Origin of the sequence: Phenylobacterium sp. (genome assembly GCF_036821595.1) — a bacterium.
GTDB lineage: Bacteria > Pseudomonadota > Alphaproteobacteria > Caulobacterales > Caulobacteraceae > Phenylobacterium.
Map to the genome: position 1 here is coordinate 31,333 of NZ_DAISJG010000004.1, position 24,630 is coordinate 55,962.

Genomic DNA, 24,630 nt, shown 5'->3' on the forward strand with positions numbered 1-24,630 from the left:
CGCCATGACCGACTATGTGGAACACTACCTGTCCGAGCGCGGGCGGCTGCTGGAGGCCAACGGCGGCTACGACATCACCGAGCAGCACGACGCCTGCGGCGTGGGCCTGGTCTGCGCCATCGACGGCCGGCCGCGGCGCGAGGTGGTGGAGCTGGCGATCCGGGCGCTGAAGGCGGTCTGGCACCGCGGCGCGGTGGACGCCGACGGCAAGACCGGCGACGGCGCGGGCGTGCTGGTCTCGGTGCCGCGCGACTTCTTCGCCGCCCACGTGGAGCGGATCGGCCACAAGGTGCGTCCGGGTCCCATCGCCGTGGGCCAGGTCTTCCTGCCCCGCACCGACCTCGCCGCCCAGGAGACCTGCCGGACCATCGTCGAGGCGGAGGCCCTGCGTTTCGGCTTCTACATCTACGGCTGGCGGCAGGTGCCGACCGACACCTCGGTGATCGGCGAGAAGGCCAACGCCACCCGGCCCGAGATCGAGCAGATCATGCTCTCGCCGCCCGCGGGGCTGGAGGGCGAGGCGCTGGAGCGCGCGCTCTACCTGTGCCGCAAGCGGATCGAGAAGCAGGTCGCCCAGGCCAACATCCAGCACTTCTACATCTGCTCCCTGTCGGCCAGGTCGCTGATCTACAAGGGGATGTTCCTCGCCGAGCACATCGACGAGTTCTACCCGGACCTCACCGACCCGCGCTTCCAGGCGGCGGTGGCGATCTTCCACCAGCGCTATTCGACCAACACCTTCCCGGAATGGCGGCTGGCCCAGCCGTTCCGGATGCTGGCGCACAACGGCGAGATCAACACGCTCAAGGGCAACCGCAACTGGATGCGGAGCCACGAGATCCGCATGGCCGCCGGCGCCTTCGGCGACTACCAGGAGGACGTGAAGCCGGTGATCCAGCCGGGCGGATCGGACAGCGCGGCGCTGGACAACACCTTCGAGGTGCTGGTCCGCGCCGGGCGCGACGCGCCGATGGCCAAGACCCTGCTGATCCCAGAGGCGTGGAACGCTCGGACCGAAGACCAGATCAAGCCGGCGCACCGGGCGCTCTACGCCTACGCCAACGCGGTGATGGAGCCCTGGGACGGGCCGGCGGCGGTCTGCGCCACGGACGGCCGCTGGGTGGTCGCCGGCAAGGACCGGAACGGTCTTCGGCCGCTGCGGGTCACCGAGACCGACGACGGCCTGCTGATCGTGGGTTCCGAGGCCGGCATGTGCCGGATCGAGGAGGCGCGGATCACCCGGAAGTCGCACATCGCGCCGGGCCGGATGCTGGCCGTCGACCTCACCGAGGGCCGGCTCTACGGCGAGGAGGCGATCATCGACCGCCTGGCCGCCCAGCATCCCTACGACCGCTGGCTCGGCAACATGGTCGAGCTGGAGGAGAAGATCGGCCCCGGCGCGGAAGAGCGCCTGTTCAGCCGCGAGGCCCTGGTCCGCCGGCAGGCCGCCGCCGGCATGAGCCTGGAGGACCTGGAGCTGATCCTCGCCCCCATGGTGGAGGAGGCCAAGGAGGCGGTGGGCTCCATGGGCGACGACACCCCGCTGGCGGTGCTGTCCAGCGAGTACCGGCCGCTCAGCCACTTCTTCCGGCAGAACTTCAGCCAGGTGACCAACCCCCCGATCGACTCGCTGCGCGAGACGGCGGTGATGAGCCTCAAGACCCGGTTCAAGAACCTCGGCAACATCCTGGCCGAGGACGAGACCCAGACCGACGTCTTCGTGCTGGACAGCCCGGTGCTGACCACCGGCATGTACGCGCGCCTTGTCGAGGCGATCGGCGGGAAGAACGTGGCGGTGGTCGACTGCACCATGCCGCTGCCGGCCGGCGAGTCCCGGCCCGGAGACGCGCTCCGCGCCAACCTCGAGCGGATCCGCCTGGAGGCCGAGGACGCGGCGCTGCGCGGCTGCTCGACCATCGTGCTGTCGGACCTGGAGACCGGCCCCGACCGGGTCGCCCTGCCGATGATCCTGGCGACGGGCGGGGTGCACGCCTGGCTGGTGGCGAAGGGGCTGCGGTCCTACGTCTCCATCGTGGTGCGCTCGGCCGAGTGCCTGGACACCCACTACTTCGCGGTCCTGGTGGGCTGCGGAGCGACGGCGGTGAACGCCTACCTGGCGCAGGAGACCTTCCTGGACCGGCAGGACCGCGGCCTGACCGGCGAGCTGACGCTGCGCGAGCTGTGCCTGAACTACAAGAAGGCCATCGAGGGCGGCCTGCTGAAGATCATCGCCAAGATGGGCATCTCGGTGATCTCGTCCTACCGCGGCGGGCTGAACTTCGAGGCCGTGGGCCTGTCGCGCAGCCTGGTGGCCGAGTTCTTCCCGGGCATGCCGTCGCGCATCTCCGGCATCGGCCTGGCGGGCCTGGAGGCCAAGGCGGTGGAGCTGCACCGCCGCGCCTGGGACCCGGCGGCGCTCTCCCTGCCGGTGGGCGGCTTCTACAAGTCGCGCCGGGCGGGCGAGGCCCACGCCTTCGAGGCGCGGATGATCCACACCCTGCAGACGGCCTGCGACCGCGGCGACTACCAGGTCTACCGGCGGTTCTCGGAGGGGATGCGCAGGCAGCCGGCGATCCAGCTGCGCGACCTGCTGGACATCCGGCCGGACGGCAAGGCGGTGGCCATCGACGAGGTCGAGAGCGTCAACGAGATCCGCAAGCGGTTCGTCACGCCCGGCATGAGCCTTGGGGCGCTGAGCCCCGAGGCGCACGGGGCGCTGAACATCGCCATGAACCGGATCGGGGCGAAGAGCGTCTCCGGCGAGGGCGGCGAGGACCGCGCGCGCTACCGGCCGCTGCCGAACGGCGACAACCCGAACTCGGCGGTGAAGCAGATCGCGTCGGGCCGGTTCGGGGTGACGGCCGAGTACCTGAACCAGTGCCGCGAGATCGAGATCAAGGTCAGCCAGGGCGCCAAGCCCGGCGAGGGCGGCCAGCTGCCCGGCTTCAAGGTCACCGAGCTGATCGCGAAGCTGCGCCACGCGACGCCCGGCGTGATGCTGATCAGCCCGCCGCCGCACCACGACATCTATTCGATCGAGGACCTGGCCCAGCTCATCTACGACCTGAAGCAGATCAACCCGGACGCCCGGGTCTGCGTGAAGCTGGTGGCCATGACCGGGATCGGGGCGATCGCCGCGGGGGTCGCCAAGGCCAAGGCCGACGTGATCCTGATCTCCGGCAACGTCGGCGGCACGGGCGCATCGCCCCAGACCTCGATCAAGTACGCCGGCGGGCCGTGGGAGATGGGCCTCTCCGAGGCCAACCAGGTGCTGACGCTGAACAACCTGCGCCACTCGGTGCGGCTGCGGACCGACGGCGGCATCCGCACGGGCCGCGACGTGGTGATCGCCGCCATGCTGGGGGCCGAGGAGTTCGGCATCGGCACGGCCAGCCTGATCGCCATGGGCTGCATCATGGTGCGCCAGTGCCACTCCAACACCTGCCCGGTGGGGGTCTGCACCCAGGACGAGGCGCTGCGGGCGAAGTTCACCGGCACGCCGGACAAGGTGATCAACCTCTTCACCTTCATCGCCGAGGAGGTGCGCGAGATCCTGGCGTCGCTGGGCGCCAAGTCGCTGCAGGAGATCGTCGGGCGCACGGACCTCCTGATGCAGGTCAGCCGGGGCGGCGAGCACCTGGACGACCTCGACCTGAACCCGCTGCTGGTGAAGGCCGACCCGGGCCAGAACAGGCCCTACTGCACGGTCGTCGGCCGCAACGAGGTGCCCGACACCCTGGACGCCCAGATCGTGCGCGACGCCGCGCCGGTGTTCGAGCGCGGCGAGAAGATGCAGCTCACCTACACGGTGGCGTCGACGGCGCGCTCGATCGGGGCCCGGACCAGCTCTCACATCGTGCGCAGGTTCGGGATGGACGGGCTCGCGCCCGGGCACCTGACGGTCCAGCTCAAGGGCTCGGCCGGCCAGAGCCTGGGGGCCTTCGCGGTCCAGGGGCTGCGGATCGAGCTGACCGGCGAGGCCAACGACTATGTCGGCAAGGGCCTGTCGGGCGCGACCATCGCGATCCGGCCCTCGCCGCACCTGGCGAGGCCCGAGAAGAACGCCATCCTCGGCAACACCGTGCTGTACGGGGCGACGTCGGGCCGGCTGTTCGCGGCGGGCCTGGCCGGCGAGCGGTTCGCGGTGCGCAACTCCGGCGCCGTGACCGTCGTCGAGGGCTGCGGCGCCAACGGGCTGGAGTACATGACCGGCGGGACGGCGGTGATCCTGGGGCCGGTGGGCTTCAACTTCGCGGCCGGGATGACGGGCGGCATGGCCTTCGTCCACGACCCCGACGACAGCTTCCACACCGCGCTGAACCGCGAGAGCGTGGTCACCTGCCGGGTGTCCAGCCCCCACTGGGAAGGCGTGCTGAAGGCGCTGGTCGAGGAGCACGCCCGCGAGACCGGCTCCGGCCTCGCCGAGGCGCTGCTGCGCGACTGGGAGCGGGCGCGGGCGCGGTTCTGGCAGGTCTGCCCGAAGGAGATGGTCGGCCGCCTCGACCACGCCCTCGAGGCCGAGGAGGCCGTGCATCGGCGCGCCTAGCCGAACTCCGGCTCCGGACCGACGTAGCGCGCCCTGGGCCGGATCAGGGCGTCGGTCTGGCCCTGCTCAATGGCGTGGGCGATCCAGCCGGCGCAGCGGGCGACGGTGAAGAGGGCGAAGGGCGCGTCGGGCGGCAGCCGCAGCGCCTCGCAGACGGCCACCAGGGCGAAGTCGATGTTGGGAGCCAGCCCCGTCACCGCGCGCACCGCCTCGCTCAGGGCCGCCAGCTCCGGCGGCGGCCGGAAGCGGTCGAGCAGGGCGGCGGCGCGCGGATCGCCGTCCGGATAGAGCGGATGGCCGAAGCCCGGCAGGGCGCGGTCCTCCACCAGCCGCTCGGCGATCGCCTGACGCGGGCCGAGCCGGGCCGCCTCGGCGGCGAAGGTGCGCACCGCCGCCGTCGCGCCGCCATGCCGGGGGCCGGAAAGAGTCGACAATCCCGCGAGCGCCGCGGCCGACAGCGAGGCGCCGGTGGAGGCCGCCACCCGCGCGGCGAAGGCCGAGGCGTTCAGCTCGTGGTCGGCGACCAGCACCAGGACGCGGCGAATCAGGTCGGCGCCGGGGCCCCCGGGCCCCTGCCCCCAGGCCAGGGCCAGCCGGTTGTGGATCGCCCCGCCGCCCACCTCGCCGGCGATGGCGTCGGTGACCACGTCGAGCAGGGTCGCGGCCTCGACAGCCAGCGCCAGCGGCTGGCGGCCGCGGGCCGGCGGGTCGGTTCCCGCGCGGAGGGCGAGCGCCAGGAAGGCGCGGGCGCGCATGTCCGGGGCCTGCGGCGGGGCCGGCCGCTCGGTGCGCTTGAGCGCCGCGCCGTGGCCGCCGCGCAGCAGGCGGGCCACCGCCTCCAGGGTCTCGGTCTCGGCCAGCCGGATGGCGTCGCGGCCGCGGTAGAACAGCCGGCCGCCGGCGACGGTGGTGATCTCGGAGGCCAGCACCGGCTCGCCCCAGGCGATGGCGCCGGCGGCCACGTCGGACACCTTGCGGCTGCGCGACTTGCGCTGGGCGAGGGCGGCGATGTCGGCGGCGCGGTAGAGGCTGCGGCGCGGGTCGCCGGGGTCGGGGCGGACCTGCACCCGGCCGCGGCTGACATAGGCGTAGAGCGTCTGGGGGCGGACCCCCAGGCGGTCGCGGGCTTCCTCGGCGGCGATCCAGTCAAGTTGCGACATATGTTGATCATGTTGATCAAGATTGACCGTTCCAGCTTGCGGGCAAATGTTGCGGGCCGCAAGACAGTTGATGGAGATCCGCCATGTCCGATGGCCTCGAAGACGTCGTCGCCGCCGAAACCGTGCTGTCCGAGGTGGACGGCCGCGCCGGCCGCCTGATCATCCGCGGCCGCTCCCTGGACGAGCTGGCCGGCCGCACCCGCTTCGAGGACGTGGCGCGCCTCCTGTGGGACGGCTTCTTCGACGACCTGCCGGACGACCTCACCGCCCCGCTCGCCGCGGCGCGGGCGGAGGTGTTCGCCGAGGTGGCGGCGCTGGACACCGGCCTGCTGGACCGCACGCCGGTCGAGGCGATGCGGGCGCTCACCGCCCGGCTGGCCGACGGCGACGACCTGGCGACCGCGCTCAGGCTGGCGGCGGCGCCGGCGGTGTTCACCGCCGCGGTGGTGCGGGCGCAGGGCGGCGAGGCGCCGGTGCGGCCGGACCCGGCGCTCGGCCATTCCGCCGACGTCCTGCAGATGATCACCGGCCGGGCGCCGGAGCGCGGCCAGGCCGCCGCCCTCGACACCTACCTCGTCACCGTCAGCGACCACGGCCTCAACGCCTCCACCTTCGCCGCCCGGGTGATCGCCTCGACGCGGGCGGGCCTGACCTCGGCGGTGCTCGGCGGGATCAGCGCGCTCAAGGGGCCGCTGCACGGCGGCGCGCCGGGCCCGGTGATCGAGATGCTGGACGCCATCGGCGAGCCGGCCAACGCCCGGGCCTGGCTGGAGGCGGCGGTGGCGCGCGGCGACCGGCTGATGGGCTTCGGGCACCGGATCTACCGGGTGCGCGACCCGCGGGCCGACGCCCTCAAGGGGGCGGTGCGGCGGCTGAGCGAGGGGGCCAACGCCGGCCGGCTGGAATTCGCCGAGGCGGTCGAGCAGGCGGCGCTGGCGATCCTGCGCGAGAAGAAGCCGGACCGGCCGCTGGACACCAATGTGGAGTTCTACACGGCGCTGCTGCTGGAGGCCCTGGGCCTGCCGCCGTCGGCCTTCACCTGCGTCTTCGCCATGGGCCGGGTGACGGGCTGGATCGCCCACGCCCGCGAGCAGCTCGCCGGCGGCCGGCTGATCCGCCCGCAGTCGCGCTATGTGGGCCCCCTGCCCCGGCAGGCGGCGTGAGCCCTTTCCCACGACGCGGGATAGGACATGAGAGTCGTTTGCGCTCCAGCGGCGGGCCGGAGCGCGCTATCTAGCGGCGGATGAACACGGTCCACGGCCTGAGCCCCGCCGAGACGGCGGCCCTGACGCGGCGGGTCACCCTGCTGTCGGTGGCGACGGCGGCCGTGCTGGTGACGCTCAAGGCGGGGGTCTGGCTGGTGTCGGGCTCCACGGCCCTGCTGGCCTCGGCGGCGGACTCCGGGCTCGACCTGGTGGCCAGCCTCGTCACCTTCTTCGCCGTGCGCTACGCCGTCGCCCCGCCGGACGCCGAACACCGCTTCGGCCACGGCAAGGCGGAGGCGTTCGCGAGCCTCGTCCAGGCGGGCCTGGTGTTCGCCTCCGCCGCCCTGATCGCCCGCGAGGCGGTGGGCGACCTGCTGGACCCGCATCCGCTGCGCGCGGAAGGCTGGGCGGTGGCGGTGATGATCGTCTCCACGGCGCTGACCGGCCTGCTGATCATGGCCCAGACCCGGGTGCTGCGGCGGACGTCGTCGGTGGCAGTGTCCGGCGACCGGGCGCACTACGCCTCGGACCTGGCGTCCAACGTCATCGCCCTGATCGGCATCGCGGCCTCCGCCTGGCTCGGCGTGAACGGCATGGACGCCGCGGCGGCGATCGTCATCGCCGCCCTGCTGCTCTGGGGCGCGGTGGGCGTGTTCCGCGAGGCCGCCAGCCAGCTGATGGACCGCGAGCTGCCCGACGAGCAACGCGCCCGGATCGTCGAACTGATGACCCAGGACGGCCGGCTGACCGACGTCCACCAGCTCAGGACCCGCGCCTCGGGGCCCTATGTGCATATCCAGATGCACGTGGACCTGGACCCGCAGCTGTCCCTGGAGGCCGCGCACGAGGTGATCGTGGCGGCGGAGAAGCGGCTGCTGACCGCGTTTCCCCAGGCCGACATCATCATCCACGCCGACCCGCGGGGCCGGGCGGAGCCGCACGGCGGCGCCTTCGCCGAATCCATGGCACAGTAAACGCGACCTTAAGGGGTGGAGGCTCACTTGGAGCCCAGCGATTCTCTTCCTGAATCGCCTGCCCGCCTCGCGCGTTAGCCGGTCATGAGCGTCGAACGCACCCTCCACCACTTCCCGCTCGACCCCGCCTCGCGGCAGGTGCGCCTGGCGCTGGGCGAGAAGCGGCTGCCGTTCGCCGAGGCGACGGTGAAATACTGGGAACGGCCGAAGGAGCTGGCGGCGCTCAACCCGTCGGGCGTCGTCCCCGTGCTGGTGGTCACCGACGGCGACGAGCGGCTGGTGCTGTGCGAGGCGCGCGCCATCCTCGAGTACCTGGAAGAGGCCCACCCGGAGCCGGGGCTGCTGGGCCAGGACGCCGCCGAGCGGGCCGAGGCGCGCCGGCTGCTGCAGTGGTTCGACCGCAAGTTCGAGTTCGAGGCCGGCGGCTACATCCTGCACGAGAAGATGGAGAAGCGGCTGCTGGGCCTGGGCGCGCCCGAGCTCGCCAACCTGCGCCAGGGCCGCGAGGGGGTGAAGGCCCACCTCTACTACCTGGACAGCCTGCTGCAGGTCCGCGACTGGCTGGCCGGCCGGCGCCTGTCCCTGGCGGATTTCGCCGCGGCGGCCCATCTGTCGGTCATCGACTATTTCGGCGACGTGCCCTGGGCCGACTTCCCCGCGGTGAAGACCTGGTACATGAAGCTGAAATCCCGGCCGTGTTTCCGGCCCCTGCTTCTGGACCGCTGGCCGGGCCTGACGCCCGCCAGGCACTATGACGATCTCGACTTCTAGACCCGAAGACCTGATCCGCGCCGAGGCCCTGGCCCTCGGCTTCGACCTCTGCCGCTTCACAGACCTGGACGACGCCTGGCCCGCCGCCGCGCGGCTGGAGGCCTATGTGGCGGACGGCCGCCACGGCGAGATGGGCTGGATGGCGGAGACGCTGGAGCGCCGCCGCCATCCCCGCGGCATGTGGGCCGACGCCCGTTCGGCCATCGTGCTGGGCGTCAACTACGGACCCGACACCGACCCGATGGAGACCCTGACGCGGCGCGACCGGGGGGCGATCAGCGTCTACGCCCAGGGCGACGACTACCACGACCTGATCAAGTCGCGCCTGAAGGCGCTGGGCCGCTGGATGCAGCAGAGGTTCGGCGGCGAGCTGAAGGTGTTCGTCGACACCGCGCCCCTGATGGAGAAGCCGCTGGCCGAGCGGGCCGGCGTCGGCTGGCAGGGCCGGCACACCAACCTGGTCAGCCGCGAGTTCGGCTCCTGGCTGTTCCTGGGCTCGATCCTGACGACCCTGGAGCTGGCGCCCGACGCAGCCGAAGACATGCGCTGCGGCTCCTGCACGGCCTGCCTGCAGGTCTGCCCGACCAACGCCTTCCCGGCGCCGTTCCAGCTCGATGCGCGGCGCTGCATCTCCTACCTGACCATCGAGCTGAAGGGGCCGATCCCGCTGGAGTTCCGCGAGGCGCTGGGCAACCGGATCTACGGCTGCGACGACTGCCTGGCGGTCTGTCCCTGGAACAAGTTCGCGCAGGGCGCGCGGGAGCAGAAGCTGGCGGCCCGCGAGGCGCTGCGCGCGCCCTCGCTGGCCGAACTCGCGCGGCTCGACGACCCGGCCTTCCGGGCGCTGTTCTCGAAGAGCCCGGTCAAGCGGCTGGGCCGCGACCGGTTCCTGCGCAACGTGCTCTACGCCATCGGCAATTCCGGAGAGCGCGGGCTGGCCGCCGAGGCCCGGCGGCTGCTGGACGACCCCTCCCCGCTGGTGCGCGGGGCGGCGGTCTGGGCGCTGGCGCAGCTCACCAGCTATGCCGAGTTCGAGCGGCTGCGGGCCGAGCGGATGACCGCCGAGCCGGACCCGGAGGTCCGCGCCGAGTGGTTCGACCCGCCGGACCTCGACTAGAAGGCGACCGGGGCGAGGTCCTTCAGCCGGGGCAGCACCCTGTCCTTGTCGGAGAGCACCGGCTCGCCGTCGAGCGGCCAGGCGATGGCGAGGTCCGGGTCGTTCCAGAGGAGGCCGCCCTCGGTCTGCGGCGCATAGAGGCCGTCGACCTTGTAGAAGAGCTCCGTGTCGTCGGTGAGGGTGCAGTAGCCGTGGGCGAAGCCGCGGGGCACGAAGAGCTGCTCGCCGACCTCGGCGGTGAGGGTGGCGCCGGCCCACTGGCCGTAGGTCGGCGAGCCCGGCCGCACGTCCACCGCGACGTCGAAGATCGCGCCCTTCAGCACGCGGACCAGCTTGGCCTGGGCGTGGGGCGCGGCCTGGAAGTGCAGGCCGCGGATGGTGCCCTTCCGCGCGCTGAAGGCCTGGTTGTCCTGCACGAAGTCCACCGAGAGGCCGGCTGACTCGAAGGCCCGGCGGCTCCAGGTCTCGGAGAACCAGCCGCGCGCATCGCCATGGCGCTTGGGCGTGATAAGCAGGAGCTCGGGAAGCGAGAGCGGCGTGATCGTGGTCATGGCGCCTGAGGGACTGGAAAACCGCCACCGCATGGACGAGCCCGCGCCGGAAGACAAGACGCAAGCGCCGGGCTTGAGCGTCTGCGTGATCGCCTACAACTCCGGCCCGACGCTCAGGGCCTGCCTGGCGAGCCTGGCGGCCCAGACCTTCACCGACTTCGAGACCCTGGTGATCGACAACGCCTCGCCGGACGCGGGCGACGCGGCGATCGCCGCGGAGTTCCCCGGCGTACGGCTGGTGCGCAACCAAGCCAACCTGGGCTTCGCGGGCGCGGGCAACCAGGCGGCGCGGCTGGCCCGCGGCCGGTGGTTCGTGCTGCTGAACCCCGACGCCGACGCCGACCCCGACTGGCTGGCGGAGCTGGTGGCGGCGTCGCGGCGGCACCCGGGCGTGAAGGCCTTCACCTCCCGCCAGCTGATGGCCGACCAGCCGGGCGTGCTGGACGGCCTGGGCGACGTGATGAGCGGCTATGGCATCCCCTACCGCGGGGGCTACCTCGGCCCGGACCCCGGCGACACCGCCGAGGGCGAGGTGTTCTCGCCGTGCGGGGCGGCGATGATGATCGACCGGGCGCTGTTCCTGGACCTGGGCGGCTTCGACGAGCAGTTCTTCTGCTACGGGGAGGACGTGGACCTGGGCTACCGCCTGCAACTCGCCGGCGAGCCCACGGTGGTGGTCCCCCGCGCCGTGGTGCGCCACGTGGGCTCGGCGTCGTCGGGGGGCCGCAAGTCGGAGTTCGCCGTCTTCCACGGCACCCGCAACCGCTTCTGGGTGGTGGCCAAGGACACGCCGGCCCTGCTCCTGCCGCTGGTCGTGCCGCTGCACCTGGCGGCGGTGGTCTACATCTCGCTCCGGCGACCGAACCGGCCCCACGCCGGCCTCGTCTGGCGGGCCTTCCTGGCGGCGATGAAGGGGCTTCCGCAGGTGATGCGCAGCCGGGCGCGGGTGCAGAAGGGCCGGCGGGTGTCGGCCTGGCGGATCGCCCGGGCCATGACCTGGGACCCGCGGGACCTCACAGGACGCCGGCCGGTGATCAGGCCTCTGCGGCCCACTCCGCCAGGCGGCGCATGAAGGCCGCGCCGCGCTCCAGCTGGCTCATCTCGAGGAACTCGTCGGGCTGGTGAGCCTGGGCGATGGAGCCCGGCCCGCAGATCACCGTGGAGAAGCCGCCGCGCTGGAACTGGCCGGCCTCGGCGGCGAAGGCCACCACGCGCGGCGGGCCGTTGTCGCCGGTGAGCCGGCGGGCGAAGGCCTCGGCCGCCCCGCCGGGCTCGGGGGCGAAGGGCGGGACGTCGGTCTTCTTCTCCACCACCACGCCGGCCTCCGGCGCGCGGGCCTTCAGGGCGGCGTCGAGGGCGCGGGCCTCGGCGTAGAAGGGGGCGAGGACGTCCTCCACCTCGAACCCCGGCGGGCAGCGCAGGTCGAAGGTGAAGCCGCACTCGCGGGCGATGATGTTGTGCGCCGTGCCGCCGCCGACCAGGCCGATGGTCAGCGTCGCGCCCTTGGGCGTGAACGGCGAGGCGGGGTCGGCCTCGCGGTCCAGGCGCTGGGCGAGGTCGCCCAGGAAGCTCATCAGCTTCACCGCCTCCATGATCGCCGAGACGCCCTGGTGGGTCTGGCTGGAGTGGGCCTCGCGGCCGGTGACGGTGACGCGGAAGGTGGCGATGCCCTTGTGGCCGTTCACCGCCTCCATGTCCGTGGGCTCGCCGACCACCACGACCGCGGGCTTCGGCAGCTCGCGGCGGATCACCTCGATCATCGCCGGCGCGCCCAGGCAGCCGATCTCCTCATCGTAGGAAAAGGCGAGGTGCACGGGCTTCTTCGGGCCGGCTGCGACGAGGTCGGGCACGGCGGCGAGCGCCAGGGCCAGGAAGGCCTTCATGTCGCAGGTCCCGCGCCCGTAGAGCCGTCCGCCCTTCTCAGTGAGCGTCCAGGGGTCGGTGCTCCAGGGCTGGCCGTCCACCGGCACCACGTCGGTGTGGCCGGAGAGGACGACGCCGCCCGGCTCGGCCGGGCCGATGGTGGCCAGGAGGTTGGACTTGTCGCCCTCGGCGTTGGGCACCCGGCGGTGCGGCACGCCGTGGCGGTCGAGGTAGGCCTCGACCCAGCCGATCAGCTCCAGGTTCGAGCCGCGGGAGGTGGTGTCGAAGCCGACCAGGGTCTCGAGGATGCCGAGCGCGGCGGGTGTGAGGTCGCGGGCCATGGGGCAGTGGTAGACCGGCCGGGGCGCCAGCCCAACCCCCCCGTCTCAGCCCATCGCGGTGCGGCCGGGGCCTTCGAGGACGGCGATCAGTTCGACGCGGAAGATGAGGGCGGCGTTGGGCGGGATCTCGCCGCCGGCGCCCTCGGCGCCGTAGCCCTGCTCGGGCGGCACGTAGAGGATCCACTCGTCGCCCGGCCGCATCTGCTGCAGGGCCTCCTGCCAGGCGGGGATCAGCCCGCGCAGCGGCATGGCCGCCGGCTGGCCGCGCTCGTAGGACGAGTCGAAGACCTTGCCGTCGATCAGCTTGCCTTCGTAGTGGACCTTCACCTCGTCGGTGAGCTGCGGCCGGATGCCCGTGGCGGGCCCCTGCTTCACCACCTTGTAGAGCACGCCGGACGGCAGGCGCTGGACGCCGGGCTCCTTGGCGGTCTTCTCGATGAAGGCCTTGGAGGGGCCGGCCTGGTCGGGCAGGGCCGGCTTCTGGCCGCAGGCGGCCAGCGACAGGGCCGCGGCGGCGATGATCAGGATACGGAACATTGTCTAGACGGCCCTCGGCGGATAGCCGCGCTCGCGCAGCGCATCCATGATCTCCTGGGTGTGCTGGGCGTCGCGCGTCTCGATCATGATGTCGAATTCGGCGCCCTTGGCCGGCACGTCCAGCGCCAGGCGGTTGTGCGCCACCTCGATGATGTTGGCCCCCATCTGACCGATGACGGCGGAGACCGTGGCGAGCAGGCCCGGCCGGTCGTCGCCGATGATCCGCAGGCTGACGAGCCGCTGGTCGCGGACCAGCTCGCGGGTCAGCACGGAGGCCAGCAGCCGGGTGTCGATGTTGCCGCCAGTGATGACGAGGCCGCACTTCTTGCCGCGGAACTTCTCCGGATAGGCCAGCAGGGCGGCCAGCGAGGCCGCGCCCGCGCCCTCGGTGACGGTCTTCTCGACGTTGCAGTAGAGGGCCACGGCGCGCTCGAAGAACGGCTCCTCGATCAGCAGCACCTCATCGATCAGCGGCCGGGCGACGGCGTAGCTCAGGTCGCCCACCTGCTTGACCGCGATGCCCTCGGCGATGGTCGCGCCGCCGGTGGCGACGCCGGCGTTCACGCCGCGCATCTTGGCCGTGAAGGAGGGGTACATGGCGGGCTCCAGGCCGACCACGCGGACGTCCGGCTTCACCTGCTTGGCCGCGGTCGCCATGCCGGCGATCAGCCCGCCGCCGCCGATCGGGACCGGCAGGACCTCGAGGTCCGGCACGTCCTCCAGCATCTCCAGCGCCACGGTGCCCTGGCCGGCCATGACGTCCAGGTCGTTGAACGGGTGGACGAAGACCAGGTCCCGCTCGTCGCAGAGCCGGCGCGCGAAGGCCGAGGCCTCGTCGTAGCCGTCGCCGTCGATCACCACCTCGGCGCCGTGGGCGCGGGTCTGCTGCACCTTCACGAAGGGGGTGCCGCGGGGCATGACGATGGTCACCGGAATGCCCAGGCGGGCGGCGTGGTAGGCCAGGCCCTGGCTGTGGTTGCCGGCGGACGCGGCGATGACGCCGCGCTTCTTCTCCGCCTCGGTGAGCTGGAGCAGCTTGTTGAGCGCGCCCCGCTCCTTGTAGGCGGCGGTGAACTGCAGGTTCTCGAACTTCACCCACACCTCGGCGCCCGTAATCTCCGACAGGGTCTTCGAGTGACGGCAGGGGGTGCGCTCGATGTGACCCTGCAACCGCTCTTTCGCGGCGAGGATGGCGTCGAAGGAAAGGCTCATTGTCGGAAACGCCGGGCGGAGAAAGGCGGGCAACCTAACGGCCGCACGCCTCTACCGCAACGCAACATGTTCCAGCCCGGCTCAGGCCGGGTCGAACTCGGCGACGAGGTGGCCGGGGGCGACCTCCTTGAGTTCGGGCGCGAGGATGGGGGCGTTGGGGTCGGCGGGCAGACGCGAGGGCAGGAACCGCAGGGCCGAGCGGGGGTCCATGGGGCTGGGCGGCTCGCCCACGAGCTTCAGGCGCTGGCGGTTGCGCTCGATGGCCGGATCGGGGATCGGCGCGGCCGAGAGCAGGGCCCTGGTGTAGGGGTGCTCGGCGGCCGAATAGAGCCGGTCGCGGTCGGCGAGCTCGACCACCCGGCCCAGGTAGAGCACCAGCACCCGGTGGCTGATCTCCCGCACGACGGCGAGGTCGTGGCTGATGAAGATCATCGCCAGGCCCATGTCCTTCTGCAGGTTGATCAAGAGGTCGATGATCTGGGCGCGGATGGAAACGTCGAGGGCCGAGACCGCCTCGTCGCAGATCACCAGCCGCGGCTTCAGGATCATGGCCCGGGCGATCCCGACCCGCTGGTTCTGGCCGCCGGAGAGCTCGTGCGGATAGCGGTTGATCAGCGCCGGATCGAGCTCGACCCGGGCCATCATGGCGCGGACCTCGGCCTCGCGGGCGTCGCGCCCGAGATGCCCCTGGAAGACCTGCAGCGGCTCGGCGATGGAATCGCCGATGGTCATGCGCGGGTCGAGGCTGGCCAGCGGGTCCTGGAAGACGATCTGCAGGTCCTTGCGCGCGCTCCGCCAGGTCTCCCTGTCCGCATGGGTGAGGTCGCGGCCCAGCAGGGTGACCGCGCCCTCGGTGGCCGGCAGCAGGTTCAGCACGGCGCGGGCCAGGGTGGACTTGCCCGAGCCGCTCTCGCCCACGACGCCGAGGGTCTCGCCCTGGCGCACCGCGAAGGAGACGCCGTCGACGGCGCGCAGGGTCTTCTGGCGGCCGAACAGGCCCTCGTGGATCGGGAAGTGGACCTTCAGGTCGTGGCCCTCGACGACGACGGGCGCATCCGCCGGCACCGGCGCGAGCGTCGGCCGGCCGCCGCGGTCCGAGCGGTCGAGCCTGGGCACGGCGGCCAGCAGGGCCTTCGTGTAGTCGGTCTGCGGGTTGGAGAAGATCTCGCCCACCGGGCCCTCCTCCACATAGGCCCCGTCCTTCATCACGCAGACGCGGTCGGCGAGGCGGGCGATGACGCCCATGTCGTGGGTGATCAGCACCATGGCCGTGCCGGTCTCGCGCTGCAGCTCGGCCATCAGGTCGAGGATCTCGGCCTGGACGGTGACGTCGAGCGCGGTGGTCGGCTCGTCGGCGATCAGCAGCTCGGGCCCGCCGGCCATGGCCGCGGCGATCATCACCCGCTGGCGCATGCCGCCGGAGAGCTCGTGCGGGTACTGGCGCATGCGGCGCGCGGCGTCGGGGATGCGGACGTGCTCCAGCCACTCCCGGGCCCGCGCCCTGGCGTCGGCGTCGGAGAGGCCGTCGTGGAGGCGCAGCGGCTCGGCGATCTGCTCGCCGATGCGGACGTGCGGGGTGAGCGCGGTCAGCGGGTCCTGGAAGATCATGGTCATCTTCGAGCCGCGGATGCGGTTGAGCGCCCGGGGCTTCAGGCCCAGCAGCTCCTGGCCGAGGAACTTCGCCGAGCCGGTGGCGCGGCCGTTGCGGGCCAGGAGGCCCATCACCGCCATGAAGGTCTGGCTCTTGCCCGAGCCGCTCTCGCCCACCACGCCCAGGGTCTCGCCGCGGGGGATGGAGAGGGAGACGCCGCGCACCGCGCGCACCGTCCCGTCGTGGGTCTCGAAGTCGACCTTCAGGTCATCCAGGGTCAGGACGGCGGGCGGGGAAGCGGACAAGCGGAGGCCCTCGGGCTGAACGAAACGCCGACCCTAGACCGGGATCGGGGCTTTTTGAAATCGCGCGGACGACAGGTTTGTTGTAACCGCGGGCCGTGCCCAGCGACGACGCCGACCAGCCGCTCAAGCCCGCCCTGTTCCTCGACCGCGACGGGGTGCTGAACGAGGACCGCGGCTACGTGGCCCGCTGGGAGGATTTCCGGTGGATCCAGGGCGCCCGCGAGACGGTGGCGGCCTTCAACCGCGCCGGCTGGCTGGTGATCGTGGTGACCAACCAGTCGGGGGTCGGCCGCGGCTATTACACCGAGGACGACATGCACGCCCTGCACGCGCGCATGCTGGAGGAGCTGGCGGCGGCCGGCGGCCACATCGACGGCTTCTACTTCGCCCCGCATCATCCGGAATCGAAGCTGGAGCGCTACCGCCACCCCGACCACCCGGACCGCAAGCCCAATCCCGGCATGATCCTGAAGGCCCTGCAGGAATGGCCGATCGACCGCGAGGCGTCCTTCCTGGTCGGCGACAAGCCCTCGGACCTGGAAGCGGCGCTGCGGGCCGGCGTGCGCGGCGTGCTGTTCACCGGCGGCGACCTGCGGGCGTTCCTGGACCGCGAGGGGCTGCTGCCCTAGCGGCTCACCGACCCTCCATCTTCTCCAGCATGCGCTCGAGGGTGGCGAGTTCGTCGGCCTCGCCGGGGGGCTTGTCCCAGCGGATGCGGTTGATGCGCGGGAAGCGCATGGCGACGCCGGACTTGTGGCGGCCGGAGCGCTGGAGGCCTTCGAAGGCCACCTCGAACACCAGGCCGAAGTGCGGCTCGGCGCGCACCGAGCGGACCGGCCCGAAGCGCTCCACGGTGTTGTCGCGGACGAACTTGTCGATCTGCTTCAGCTCCTCGTCGGTGAAGCCGAAGTAGGCCTTGCCGACCGGGGTGAGCATGCGCCCGCCCTCGGGGGCCCCGGTCCAGGTCCCGAAGGTGTAGTCGGAGTAGAAGCTGGACCGCTTGCCGTGGCCGCGCTGGGCGTACATCAGCACTGCGTCGATCAGGAACGGGTCGCGCTTCCACTTGAACCATGGGCCCTTGGGCCGGCCGGCCTCGTACATGGAATCCCAGCGCTTCAGCATCAGGCCCTCCGCCACCTGCGGGTCGCCGGGCGGGGGCCGGCCGCGCAGGTCGGCGAGCGCCTCCCAGCTCCCGAACGGCTGCACGGGCGACAGGTCGATGCGCGGGCTGTGCTCCTTGGCGACGAAGGCCTCCAGCCGCCTGCGGCGCTCGGCGAACGGCAGGGTGCGGGTGTCCTCGCGGCCCTCGGCCAGGATGTCGTAGGCGCGGATCGCGGCGGGGTAGGCGGCCATCAGCTTTGCGTCGACCACCTTGCGGTTCAGCCGCTGCTGGAGGTCGGCGAAGGGCGCCACCTGGCCATCGCGGATGACCAGCAGCTCGCCGTCGAGCACGCCTTCGTCCCGCAGGGCGTCGAGGATGTCGGGGAAGGTGCGGGAGATGTCGTCGCCGGTGCGGGTGTAGAGCCGGCGCACGCCGCCCTCGTGGACGGCCTGGACGCGAATGCCGTCCCACTTCCACTCGGCGGCGTAGTCGGCGGGATCGAGCTTGCCGAAGTCCACCGCCTCGTCGATCGCCTGGGCGAGCATCACCGGCCGGAAGCGGCCGGGGTTGTCCGCCGACGGCTTCTCGGAGCGGCCCTCCAGCCAGGCGAACAGGTCCTCGTAGGGCGGGTGGAGCGCGTGCCACAGCTCCTCGATCTCGGCGGGATCGACCCCGCCCATCTCCGCGGCGGCGCGCTTGGCCAGCCGCGCGGTGAGCCCGACGCGCAGCTCGCGGGTCATCAGCTTCAGCAGGGCCCAGCGCTCGCGGGGCTCGTCCATGGCGTCGAGCCAGCCCTCGATCCGCCGCTGGACCTCGGCCCGGGTGGCGGTGCGCAGGCCCTCGACGACCTCGTTCAGCTCGGGCTCTCGGTTGGCCCCGGGACGCCGCGGCCAGACCAGGGCGACGGTCTCGGCGAGGTCGCCCACATAGTCGTAGGACCACCAGAAGAGCTGCGGGTCCATGCGCTCCTCCACCGCCTTGCGGATGAAGGTGGGCTTGGCCGCGGCGAAGGTGAGGTCGCCGGTGAGCGCCGCCAGCGCCCAGCCCCGGTCGGGGTCGGGCGTGTCGCGCAGGTAGTCGCGCACCAGGGTGAGCTTGGCGTTCCGCGACGGCGTCAGCGACAGCCGGTCCAGGAGCTCGGCGAAGGCGCGCATGGGCTCAAGACGTAGGCGCGTCGCGGCCGAGCTTCAAATCAGCCCTCGCCGATCATGCCGCCATCGGTGTCGCGGCCCCGGTCGCCGTCCACCTCGCCGGCGGGGTCGGGGATGTCGTCGCCGCCGGGATGGGTGGTCCCCGTGCCGGTCTTCGGCGGCAGGCCGTCGCCATCGGGCCGCGAGGCCGGGCCACCCATGCCGTCGCCGCCGGTCATTCCGCCGGCGCTGCCGGGCTTCAGGGGTTCGGACATGGCGTGGCTCCTCCGTTCGAGGGGCGAACGTGCGGTGGCGGCGTCGGTTCAGTCGTCGCCCTCTTCCTCGTAGCCGACGAGAGCCAGCGCGCGGGCGGGGACGCCGTGGAGCTCGGCCCAGCGGGCCAGCGCCTCCTCGCGGCCGTGGGTGATCCAGAGTTCGCCGGGCCGGATCTCGTCGACGGTGGCGGTGAGCTCGTCCCAGTCGGCGTGATCGGAGATCACCAGCGGCAGCTCGCAGCCCCTCTGGCGCGCGCGGGCGCGAACCTGCATCCAGCCCGAGGCGAAGGCCGAAACCGGATCGGGGAAGCGGCGGCTCCAGCGGTCCTGGGTCGCCGAGGGCGGCGCGATGATGATCTGGCCGGCGAAGTCGGTCTTCTTGCCGGTGGTGGCGGGCTCCAGCGGCCCGAGGTCGACGCCGTGCCTCTCGTAGAGGGCGTTCAGCCGCTCGAGCGCGCCGTGCACGTAGATCGGCCGGTCCCAGCCGGCCTCCCGCAGCAGGCGGATCACGCGCTGAGCCTTGCCGAGCGCATAGGCGCCGACGAGGTGCGCGCGCTCCGGGAACTGGGCGACGGAACGCAGCAGGCGGGCGATCTCCTCCCGGTCCGGCGGATGGCGGAACACGGGAAGCCCAAAGGTCGCCTCCGAGATGAAGACGTCGCAGGGCACCGGCTCGAAGGCCGGACAGGTGGGATCGCGCCGGCGCTTGTAGTCGCCGCTGACCACCATGGTCAGGCCCTTCCAGCGCACCACCGCCTGGGCGGAGCCCAGCACATGGCCGGCGGGGACCAGGGCCACCTCCACCTCGTCGCGGGCCACGACCTCGCCATAGGCCGCCGCCTGCCTCCCCTCGGCGAAGGCCAGGCCGTAGCGCTCGGCCATGATGTCGAGGGTCTCGGGCGTCGCCAGCACCGCCCCGTGGCCGGCGCGGGCGTGGTCGGCGTGGCCGTGGGTGATCACCGCGCGCGCCACCGGGCGCACCGGGTCGATGTAGAAGTCGCCGGGGGCGCAGTAGAGCCCCTCGGGCTTCGGGCAGAGCAGGTCCTGGGGCCGGATCATCACGGGAAATATAAGCGCCGCCGCGGCCGGCGCGATCCCTCCAGCAGGGTGATCAGAATATTACCGGCGCTTCATGTTGTTAATTCGGCGTCATGACTGAAGCTTAACGTGTATTCAAGACGCCGCTTTCATATACCCGCCCTCGTCGAACAAGACGCTTCCGCCAATACTCAGAACACACGAGGGTCACCATGTCGAATTCCATGTCTCCGCTTCTCGGCGTCTTCAACATCGCCATGGCCGCCGTGCCGCTTCTGGCCGTCGTCGCCTGGATGGGCTCCCTCGCGCTCTAGGACCGCGCCTGCGGCCTGCGGATTGACCGCGGGCCGGCTCGGCCCTACCCGCTTGAGGGGATGAGCGCCGACCCCACGAACCTGCGCGAGATGGCCGAGCTGATGGCCATAGGCGCCCCCCAGGCCGCGGCCCTCGGCTTCCGCCTGGTCTCCGTCGAACCCGCGCGGGGCGCCATCGCCGTCCCCTGGCGCGAGGACCTGGTGGGCGATCCCACGACCGGGGTCATCGCCGGCGGGGTGGTCACCACCCTCCTGGACCACGTCTGCGGCCTGGCGATCATGAGCCGGGCCGGCGAGCGGACCCCCACCGCGACCCTGGACCTGCGCATCGACTACATGCGCGCCGCCGCGCCGCGGGCCGGCGTCACCGCCGAGGCGCACTGCTACAAGGTCACCCGCACCATCGCCTTCGTCCGCGCCCAGGCCTGGGACGAGGACCCGGCCGACCCGATCGCCACCGCCCAGGCGGCCTTCGTCCTCGTGGGAGCGACGAAATGAGCGCGGCCGAGAAGCGGCTGGAGGCCTTCCTCCAGACGGTCCCCTACATCCGGTTCCTGGGCATGCGGGCGGAGCTGGCCGGCGACGAGATGACCGCCGTGCTGCCGTTCGCCGAGCACCTGGTGGGCAACGTCATGCTGCCGGCCCTGCACGGCGGGGTGCTGGGCGCCTTCCTGGAGGCCACGGCGCTGGCCCAGCTCGCGGTCGTGCAGAAGTCCGAGAAGCCGCCCAAGACCATCGACGTCACCATCGAGTACCTGCGCCCGGGCCGGGCCATGACCACCTACGCCCGCGCCGACCTGCGCAAGGTCGGCCGGCGGATCGCGAACATCCACGTGGAGGCCTGGCAGGAGGCGCGCAGCCATCCGGTGGCGGCGCTGCGCGGCCACTTCCTGCTGGCGCAGGACGACTAGCCGCCGGCCGCCGCCTTCTCCTGCTGGATCTTGGCGAGTTCTGCCCGGGCGGCGGCTTCGGCCGCGGCGTCCCCCTTGGACTTCGCCTGCAGCATGGCCCCGGTGGCCTCCATCTCCCGCACCGGGATCAGGTGGCGGTCGTCGGCCGGCTTGAACGGCAGAGTCTGGATGCGGACCAGGATGGCGCGCTGGCGGGCGGCCTCCGGCGTGTCGCCGACCCCGTAGGAAAACATGAAGTCGGCGATCTTCTTCTTCAGCGCCGGATCGAGGTCCTTGCGCCAGACCATCGGGTCCTCGGGGATGCGCGGCGAGCGCCAGACCACCTCCACATTCGCCAGGGTCCGGCGGGCGGCGTCCGAATCCAGCATCGCCATCCGCTCCATGGAGGCGGTGTTGTTGGTCGCCGCGTCGAGGACATTGTTGCCGACCGCGAACAGGTTGGCGTCGTGGGCGGCCGACTTCACCGTCTTGAAGCAGGTGTTCGGATCGATGCCGCGCGGCGCGAAGAGGTAGGTCATGGGCGCCAGCGTGCCCGAGGTGGACTTGGCGTCGCCCATGCCGAAGTTCAGCGTCCGGTCGCACTTCAGCACGTCCTCCAGCGTCAGGCCCGAGCCCTTGCGGACGATGATCACCGCCTCGTAGCCGTCGACGCCCGAGGGGTTCACCGAGCGGGCGAAGACCTCGGCGTTCGCCCGGCGGACCGCCTCCAGGCCGGACTGGTTGGTGAACCAGCCCACGTCGGTCTGCTTGAAGCGCATGGCCTCGATCAGGCCCGTGTAGTTGGTCCCGAAGAACGGCCGGACCTCCATGCCCGTGGCCTTCTCCATGTCCGCCAGGAAGGGCGTCCATTCGGCCTCGGCGGTCTGGCGGGCCTCGGCCGAGAGGATCGAGAAGTTGATGACGGTCTTTTCGGTCTTCGCATCGTCCGCCTGGCCGCAGGCGGCGAGCGCGAGGCCGAGCGAGAGCGCGAGCGTGAGGCGGCGCGTGATCATGAAGGTCTCCCCTGGCCCGGGAGCTTAGCCGCCCGGCGGCCGGCTTGTCGCCCGGCCGCGTGACAGTCCGGTGTCAGGCCGCCGCCCGGGCGTTGGCGCGCCGGTCGCGGAGCGCCTGCACGGCGACCACGATGTCGATCACGGTGATGGCCGCCACGGTCGCGCCGGCCAGGATCGCCATCCGGCGGCGCGGATTGTCGCGACCGATGGCGCCGCGCAGGGCCACGAGGTCCATGACGTCGCCGGCCACGCGCATCCAGAACCAGGGGCCGGGCTTCACCGGCGAGAGCAGGCCGGCGCCGGCGGCGATCTCGCGGGCCCCGAAGGCGCTCACCGCCTGCTCGTCCGCCTGCAGGCCGAGGCGCCGCGACATGCCGCGCGGCGCGGCCACGGCGACGACGCCCAGGCCGATGGAGAGGAGGCCCAGCGCCCGCTTGGCGACGAGGAGGTTCATTGGCGTGCGGTCCCGGTTCGATCCTGAACCCCTAGGACGCCTACGGCGCCGCTTTGTTCCCGAATTCCCTTGTGACCCGGCGCTTGGGGGATTACCTGCGCCGCCCATGCTGCAAGGTCTCTCCCAAGCCGCCCGCGAGGCGAAGAGCTGGCCCTTCGAACAGGCGCGGGTCCTGCTGGACCGCGTCCTGCGCCTGCGCCTCGACGACTCCGAGCGCGACCTGGCGGCCACGCTGATCGCCCAGGGGAAGTTCGGCGAGTTGGTCCGCACCCTGCCGGCGCTGACCGAGCCGGTGATCTTCCAGTGCGGCTACGGCGCCTCGGGTCTGCCGCACATGGGGACGTTCGGGGAGGCCGCGCGGCCGACCATGGTGCGCAACGCCTTCCGGGCGCTGACCGAGGACGCCATCCCCACGCAGCTGATCGTCTTCTCCGACGACATGGACGGACTTCGGAAGATTCCGGACAACGTGCCGAACCGCGAGATGCTGGAGGAGGACCGCGACAAGCCGGTCACCAGCGTGCGCGACCCGTTCGGCGAGCACGAGAGCTTCGGGGCGCACAACAACGCCCGCCTGCGCGCCTTCCTCGACGGCTTCGGCTTCGACTACACCTTCATGTCGTCCACCGAGACCTACCGGTCCGGCCGCTTCGACGAGGTGCTGCTGCGCATCCTCGAGCGGTTCGACGCGGTGATGGCGATCATGCTGCCGACGCTGGGCGAGGAGCGGCGGGCGACCTACTCCCCCTTCCTGCCGATCAGCCCGAAGTCCGGCCGCGTGCTGCAGGCGCCGACGCTGGAGCGCAACGTCGAGAAGGGCACCATCGTCTTCGCCGACGAGGACGGCGAGCGCACCGAGGTCCCGGTGACCGGCGGCCACGTGAAGCTGCAGTGGCGGCCCGACTGGGCGGCCCGCTGGACGGCGCTGAAGGTCGACTTCGAGGCCTCCGGCAAGGACCTCGTGGACTCCGTGCGGGTGTCGAACAAGATCGTCCGGGCGCTGGGCGGCGAGCCGCCGGAGGCGTTCCACTACGAGCTCTTCATGGACGAGAACAACCAGAAGATCTCGAAGTCCAAGGGCAACGGCCTGACCATGGAGGAGTGGCTGCGCTACGGCACGCCCGAGAGCCTGGCCTACTACATGTACCAGTCGCCGAAGTCGGCGAAGCGGCTGTTCTTCGACGTCATCCCGAAGGCGACGGACGAGTACCTGAGCCACCTGGACGCCTACCACCGGGCCACGGCCGAAAAGAACGCGCCGGCCATCGACAACCCCGCGTGGCACGTCCACCGGGGCGCGCCGCCGGCCAAGGGCTCGCCGGTGTCGTTCAGCCTGCTCCTGAACCTGGTGTCGGCGGCCGACGCCTCGACCAAGGAGATCCTCTGGGGCTTCCTGGAGCGCTACATCCCGGGCGCGACGCCGCAGAGCGAGCCGCTGCTCGACAAGCTCGCGGGCTATGCGCTCAACTACTACGAGGACTTCGTGAAGCCCTCGAAGCAGTTCCGGTCGCCCACCGACCAGGAACGCGCGGCCATGCAGGACCTCGTGGCGCGGCTGAAGGCCCTGCCCGCCGGCGCCGACGCCGAGGCCATCCAGAACGAGGTCTTCGAAGCCGGCAAGCAGGGCGGCTTCGAGCCGCTGCGCGCCTGGTTCGGCGCCCTCTACGAGGTGCTGCTCGGCCAGTCCACCGGCCCCCGCTTCGGCTCCTTCGTGGCGATCTTCGGCGTCGAGCGGACGATCGCGCTGATCGAGCGCGGGCTGGCCGGCGAACTGGCCGGCGCCTAGAACACCGCCATCGCCGCCCGCACGGCCAGGACGGCCAGCACGACGCTGGCGGCCATGAACAGGGCCCACCGCAGCATGATGACGTTGACCGTCGCCTGCACGAGGCTGTGGGCGACGCGCAGGCCCACATAGCCCCAGGCCAGCAGGGCGTTCAGCCCCGCGCCGTCGCCGAGCACCGCCAGCGCCAGCGCGGTGGCGTAGAAGATGGTCGGCTGCTCCATCAGGTGGTTGTAGTTGTCCGCCTTCCAGCGGACGTTCGGCGGCAGCTGGGCGGTGAGGTCGGCGGTGGTGCGGTTGGGATCGAGCGCGATCCCGGCCTTCTGCATCGCCGGGATGCGGGTGGCGTAGAGCCAGACCCACATGACCAGGGACCAGAGCACCAGGACGATCACCGGCTGCAGGATCGGTGCGGACATGACGAATTCCCCCCTCGTCGATTTTCTGGCGCGGCTCAC

Annotated in this window: 22 protein-coding genes; 10 read left to right on the plus strand and 12 right to left on the minus strand. The window is 71.9% G+C overall.

Features of this window, described 5'->3' with window-relative positions:
* Positions 1–4 precede the first annotated feature (4 nt).
* Complete coding sequence (gene gltB / locus V7Z97_RS03570) at positions 5–4,546, plus strand: glutamate synthase large subunit (RefSeq protein WP_334161476.1); 4,542 nt, start codon at positions 5–7, stop codon at positions 4,544–4,546.
* Here gltB and V7Z97_RS03575 read toward each other — a convergent pair.
* A complete protein-coding gene (locus V7Z97_RS03575; RefSeq protein WP_334161477.1) occupies positions 4,543–5,706 on the minus strand; it encodes a citrate synthase in 1,164 nt (387 codons plus the stop codon). The genes gltB and V7Z97_RS03575 overlap by 4 nt on opposite strands.
* An 83-nt stretch (positions 5,707–5,789) precedes the next feature.
* Here V7Z97_RS03575 and V7Z97_RS03580 point away from each other — a divergent pair, with 83 nt between their 5' ends.
* From V7Z97_RS03580 to queG, 4 genes are all read left to right on the plus strand, one after another.
* Positions 5,790–6,869: a citrate synthase/methylcitrate synthase gene (locus V7Z97_RS03580; RefSeq protein WP_334161478.1), complete on the plus strand. Its 1,080-nt coding sequence runs from the start codon at positions 5,790–5,792 to the stop codon at positions 6,867–6,869.
* An 80-nt stretch (positions 6,870–6,949) separates the two neighbouring features.
* On the plus strand, positions 6,950–7,885 hold the full coding sequence (locus tag V7Z97_RS03585; RefSeq protein ID WP_334161479.1) for a cation diffusion facilitator family transporter: 936 nt from the start codon (positions 6,950–6,952) through the stop codon (positions 7,883–7,885).
* A gap of 84 nt (positions 7,886–7,969) precedes the next feature.
* Positions 7,970–8,656, plus strand: a complete 687-nt coding sequence (gene fzlA / locus V7Z97_RS03590) for an FtsZ-binding protein FzlA (RefSeq protein WP_334161481.1) — start codon at positions 7,970–7,972, stop codon at positions 8,654–8,656.
* A complete protein-coding gene (queG, locus tag V7Z97_RS03595) occupies positions 8,637–9,773 on the plus strand; it encodes a tRNA epoxyqueuosine(34) reductase QueG (protein WP_334161482.1) in 1,137 nt (378 codons plus the stop codon). The genes fzlA and queG overlap by 20 nt, the downstream gene beginning before the upstream one ends.
* On the opposite strand, the gene rfbC is transcribed toward queG, so the two are convergent.
* Positions 9,770–10,324: a dTDP-4-dehydrorhamnose 3,5-epimerase gene (gene rfbC / locus V7Z97_RS03600; protein ID WP_334161484.1), complete on the minus strand. Its 555-nt coding sequence runs from the start codon at positions 10,322–10,324 to the stop codon at positions 9,770–9,772. The genes queG and rfbC overlap by 4 nt on opposite strands.
* On the opposite strand from rfbC, the gene V7Z97_RS03605 reads away from it, so the two are divergent.
* Positions 10,311–11,396, plus strand: a complete 1,086-nt coding sequence (locus tag V7Z97_RS03605; RefSeq protein ID WP_334161486.1) for a glycosyltransferase family 2 protein — start codon at positions 10,311–10,313, stop codon at positions 11,394–11,396. The genes rfbC and V7Z97_RS03605 overlap by 14 nt on opposite strands.
* Here V7Z97_RS03605 and argE read toward each other — a convergent pair.
* The 4 genes from argE to V7Z97_RS03625 all read right to left on the minus strand — a co-directional run bounded on the left by argE (position 11,359) and on the right by V7Z97_RS03625 (position 16,173).
* Positions 11,359–12,528 (minus strand): acetylornithine deacetylase, encoded by a 1,170-nt coding sequence (gene argE / locus V7Z97_RS03610; RefSeq protein ID WP_334161488.1) that lies wholly within the window; start codon positions 12,526–12,528, stop codon positions 11,359–11,361. The genes V7Z97_RS03605 and argE overlap by 38 nt on opposite strands.
* Positions 12,529–12,573: 45 nt before the next feature.
* The gene (locus V7Z97_RS03615) at positions 12,574–13,065 is read right to left on the minus strand and encodes an FKBP-type peptidyl-prolyl cis-trans isomerase (protein ID WP_334161490.1); all 492 of its coding nucleotides are present in this window, start codon (positions 13,063–13,065) and stop codon (positions 12,574–12,576) included.
* A 3-nt stretch (positions 13,066–13,068) separates the two neighbouring features.
* Complete coding sequence (locus V7Z97_RS03620; protein WP_334161492.1) at positions 13,069–14,277, minus strand: threonine ammonia-lyase; 1,209 nt, start codon at positions 14,275–14,277, stop codon at positions 13,069–13,071.
* Positions 14,278–14,358: 81 nt separating this feature from the next.
* On the minus strand, positions 14,359–16,173 hold the full coding sequence (locus tag V7Z97_RS03625; RefSeq protein ID WP_334161493.1) for an ABC transporter ATP-binding protein: 1,815 nt from the start codon (positions 16,171–16,173) through the stop codon (positions 14,359–14,361).
* A gap of 95 nt (positions 16,174–16,268) precedes the next feature.
* Between V7Z97_RS03625 and V7Z97_RS03630 the strand changes: the two genes are divergently transcribed.
* On the plus strand, positions 16,269–16,802 hold the full coding sequence (locus tag V7Z97_RS03630) for a D-glycero-alpha-D-manno-heptose-1,7-bisphosphate 7-phosphatase (RefSeq protein WP_334161494.1): 534 nt from the start codon (positions 16,269–16,271) through the stop codon (positions 16,800–16,802).
* Positions 16,803–16,806: 4 nt separating this feature from the next.
* Here V7Z97_RS03630 and V7Z97_RS03635 read toward each other — a convergent pair whose 3' ends face one another.
* Genes V7Z97_RS03635 through V7Z97_RS03645 form a run of 3 tightly spaced genes read right to left on the minus strand, consistent with a single transcriptional unit; the run spans position 16,807 to position 19,739 of the window.
* Positions 16,807–18,429, minus strand: coding sequence for a cisplatin damage response ATP-dependent DNA ligase (locus tag V7Z97_RS03635; protein ID WP_334161495.1), 1,623 nt, complete (start codon positions 18,427–18,429; stop codon positions 16,807–16,809).
* A gap of 38 nt (positions 18,430–18,467) precedes the next feature.
* Positions 18,468–18,680 (minus strand): hypothetical protein, encoded by a 213-nt coding sequence (locus V7Z97_RS03640; protein WP_334161496.1) that lies wholly within the window; start codon positions 18,678–18,680, stop codon positions 18,468–18,470.
* A 48-nt stretch (positions 18,681–18,728) separates the two neighbouring features.
* Entirely contained in the window at positions 18,729–19,739 is a 1,011-nt protein-coding gene (locus V7Z97_RS03645; protein ID WP_334161497.1) for a ligase-associated DNA damage response exonuclease, read from the minus strand.
* Between the two features lie 353 nt (positions 19,740–20,092).
* On the opposite strand from V7Z97_RS03645, the gene V7Z97_RS03650 reads away from it, so the two are divergent.
* Both V7Z97_RS03650 and V7Z97_RS03655 read left to right on the plus strand, forming a co-directional pair.
* A complete protein-coding gene (locus V7Z97_RS03650; RefSeq protein WP_334161498.1) occupies positions 20,093–20,530 on the plus strand; it encodes a PaaI family thioesterase in 438 nt (145 codons plus the stop codon).
* Entirely contained in the window at positions 20,527–20,943 is a 417-nt protein-coding gene (locus V7Z97_RS03655; protein WP_334161499.1) for a PaaI family thioesterase, read from the plus strand. Before V7Z97_RS03650 ends, V7Z97_RS03655 begins: the two co-directional genes overlap by 4 nt.
* On the opposite strand, the gene phnD is transcribed toward V7Z97_RS03655, so the two are convergent.
* Both phnD and V7Z97_RS03665 read right to left on the minus strand, forming a co-directional pair.
* A complete protein-coding gene (phnD, locus tag V7Z97_RS03660) occupies positions 20,940–21,935 on the minus strand; it encodes a phosphate/phosphite/phosphonate ABC transporter substrate-binding protein (RefSeq protein WP_334161500.1) in 996 nt (331 codons plus the stop codon). The genes V7Z97_RS03655 and phnD overlap by 4 nt on opposite strands.
* A gap of 73 nt (positions 21,936–22,008) precedes the next feature.
* Entirely contained in the window at positions 22,009–22,389 is a 381-nt protein-coding gene (locus V7Z97_RS03665; RefSeq protein WP_334161502.1) for a hypothetical protein, read from the minus strand.
* Positions 22,390–22,495: 106 nt separating this feature from the next.
* On the opposite strand from V7Z97_RS03665, the gene V7Z97_RS03670 reads away from it, so the two are divergent.
* Positions 22,496–24,175 carry a lysine--tRNA ligase gene (locus V7Z97_RS03670; RefSeq protein ID WP_334161503.1) on the plus strand — a complete coding sequence of 560 codons (1,680 nt, stop codon included), beginning with the start codon at positions 22,496–22,498 and terminating at the stop codon, positions 24,173–24,175.
* On the opposite strand, the gene V7Z97_RS03675 is transcribed toward V7Z97_RS03670, so the two are convergent.
* Positions 24,172–24,591, minus strand: a complete 420-nt coding sequence (locus V7Z97_RS03675) for an MAPEG family protein (protein ID WP_334161504.1) — start codon at positions 24,589–24,591, stop codon at positions 24,172–24,174. The genes V7Z97_RS03670 and V7Z97_RS03675 overlap by 4 nt on opposite strands.
* Between the last annotated feature and the right edge of the window lie 39 nt (positions 24,592–24,630).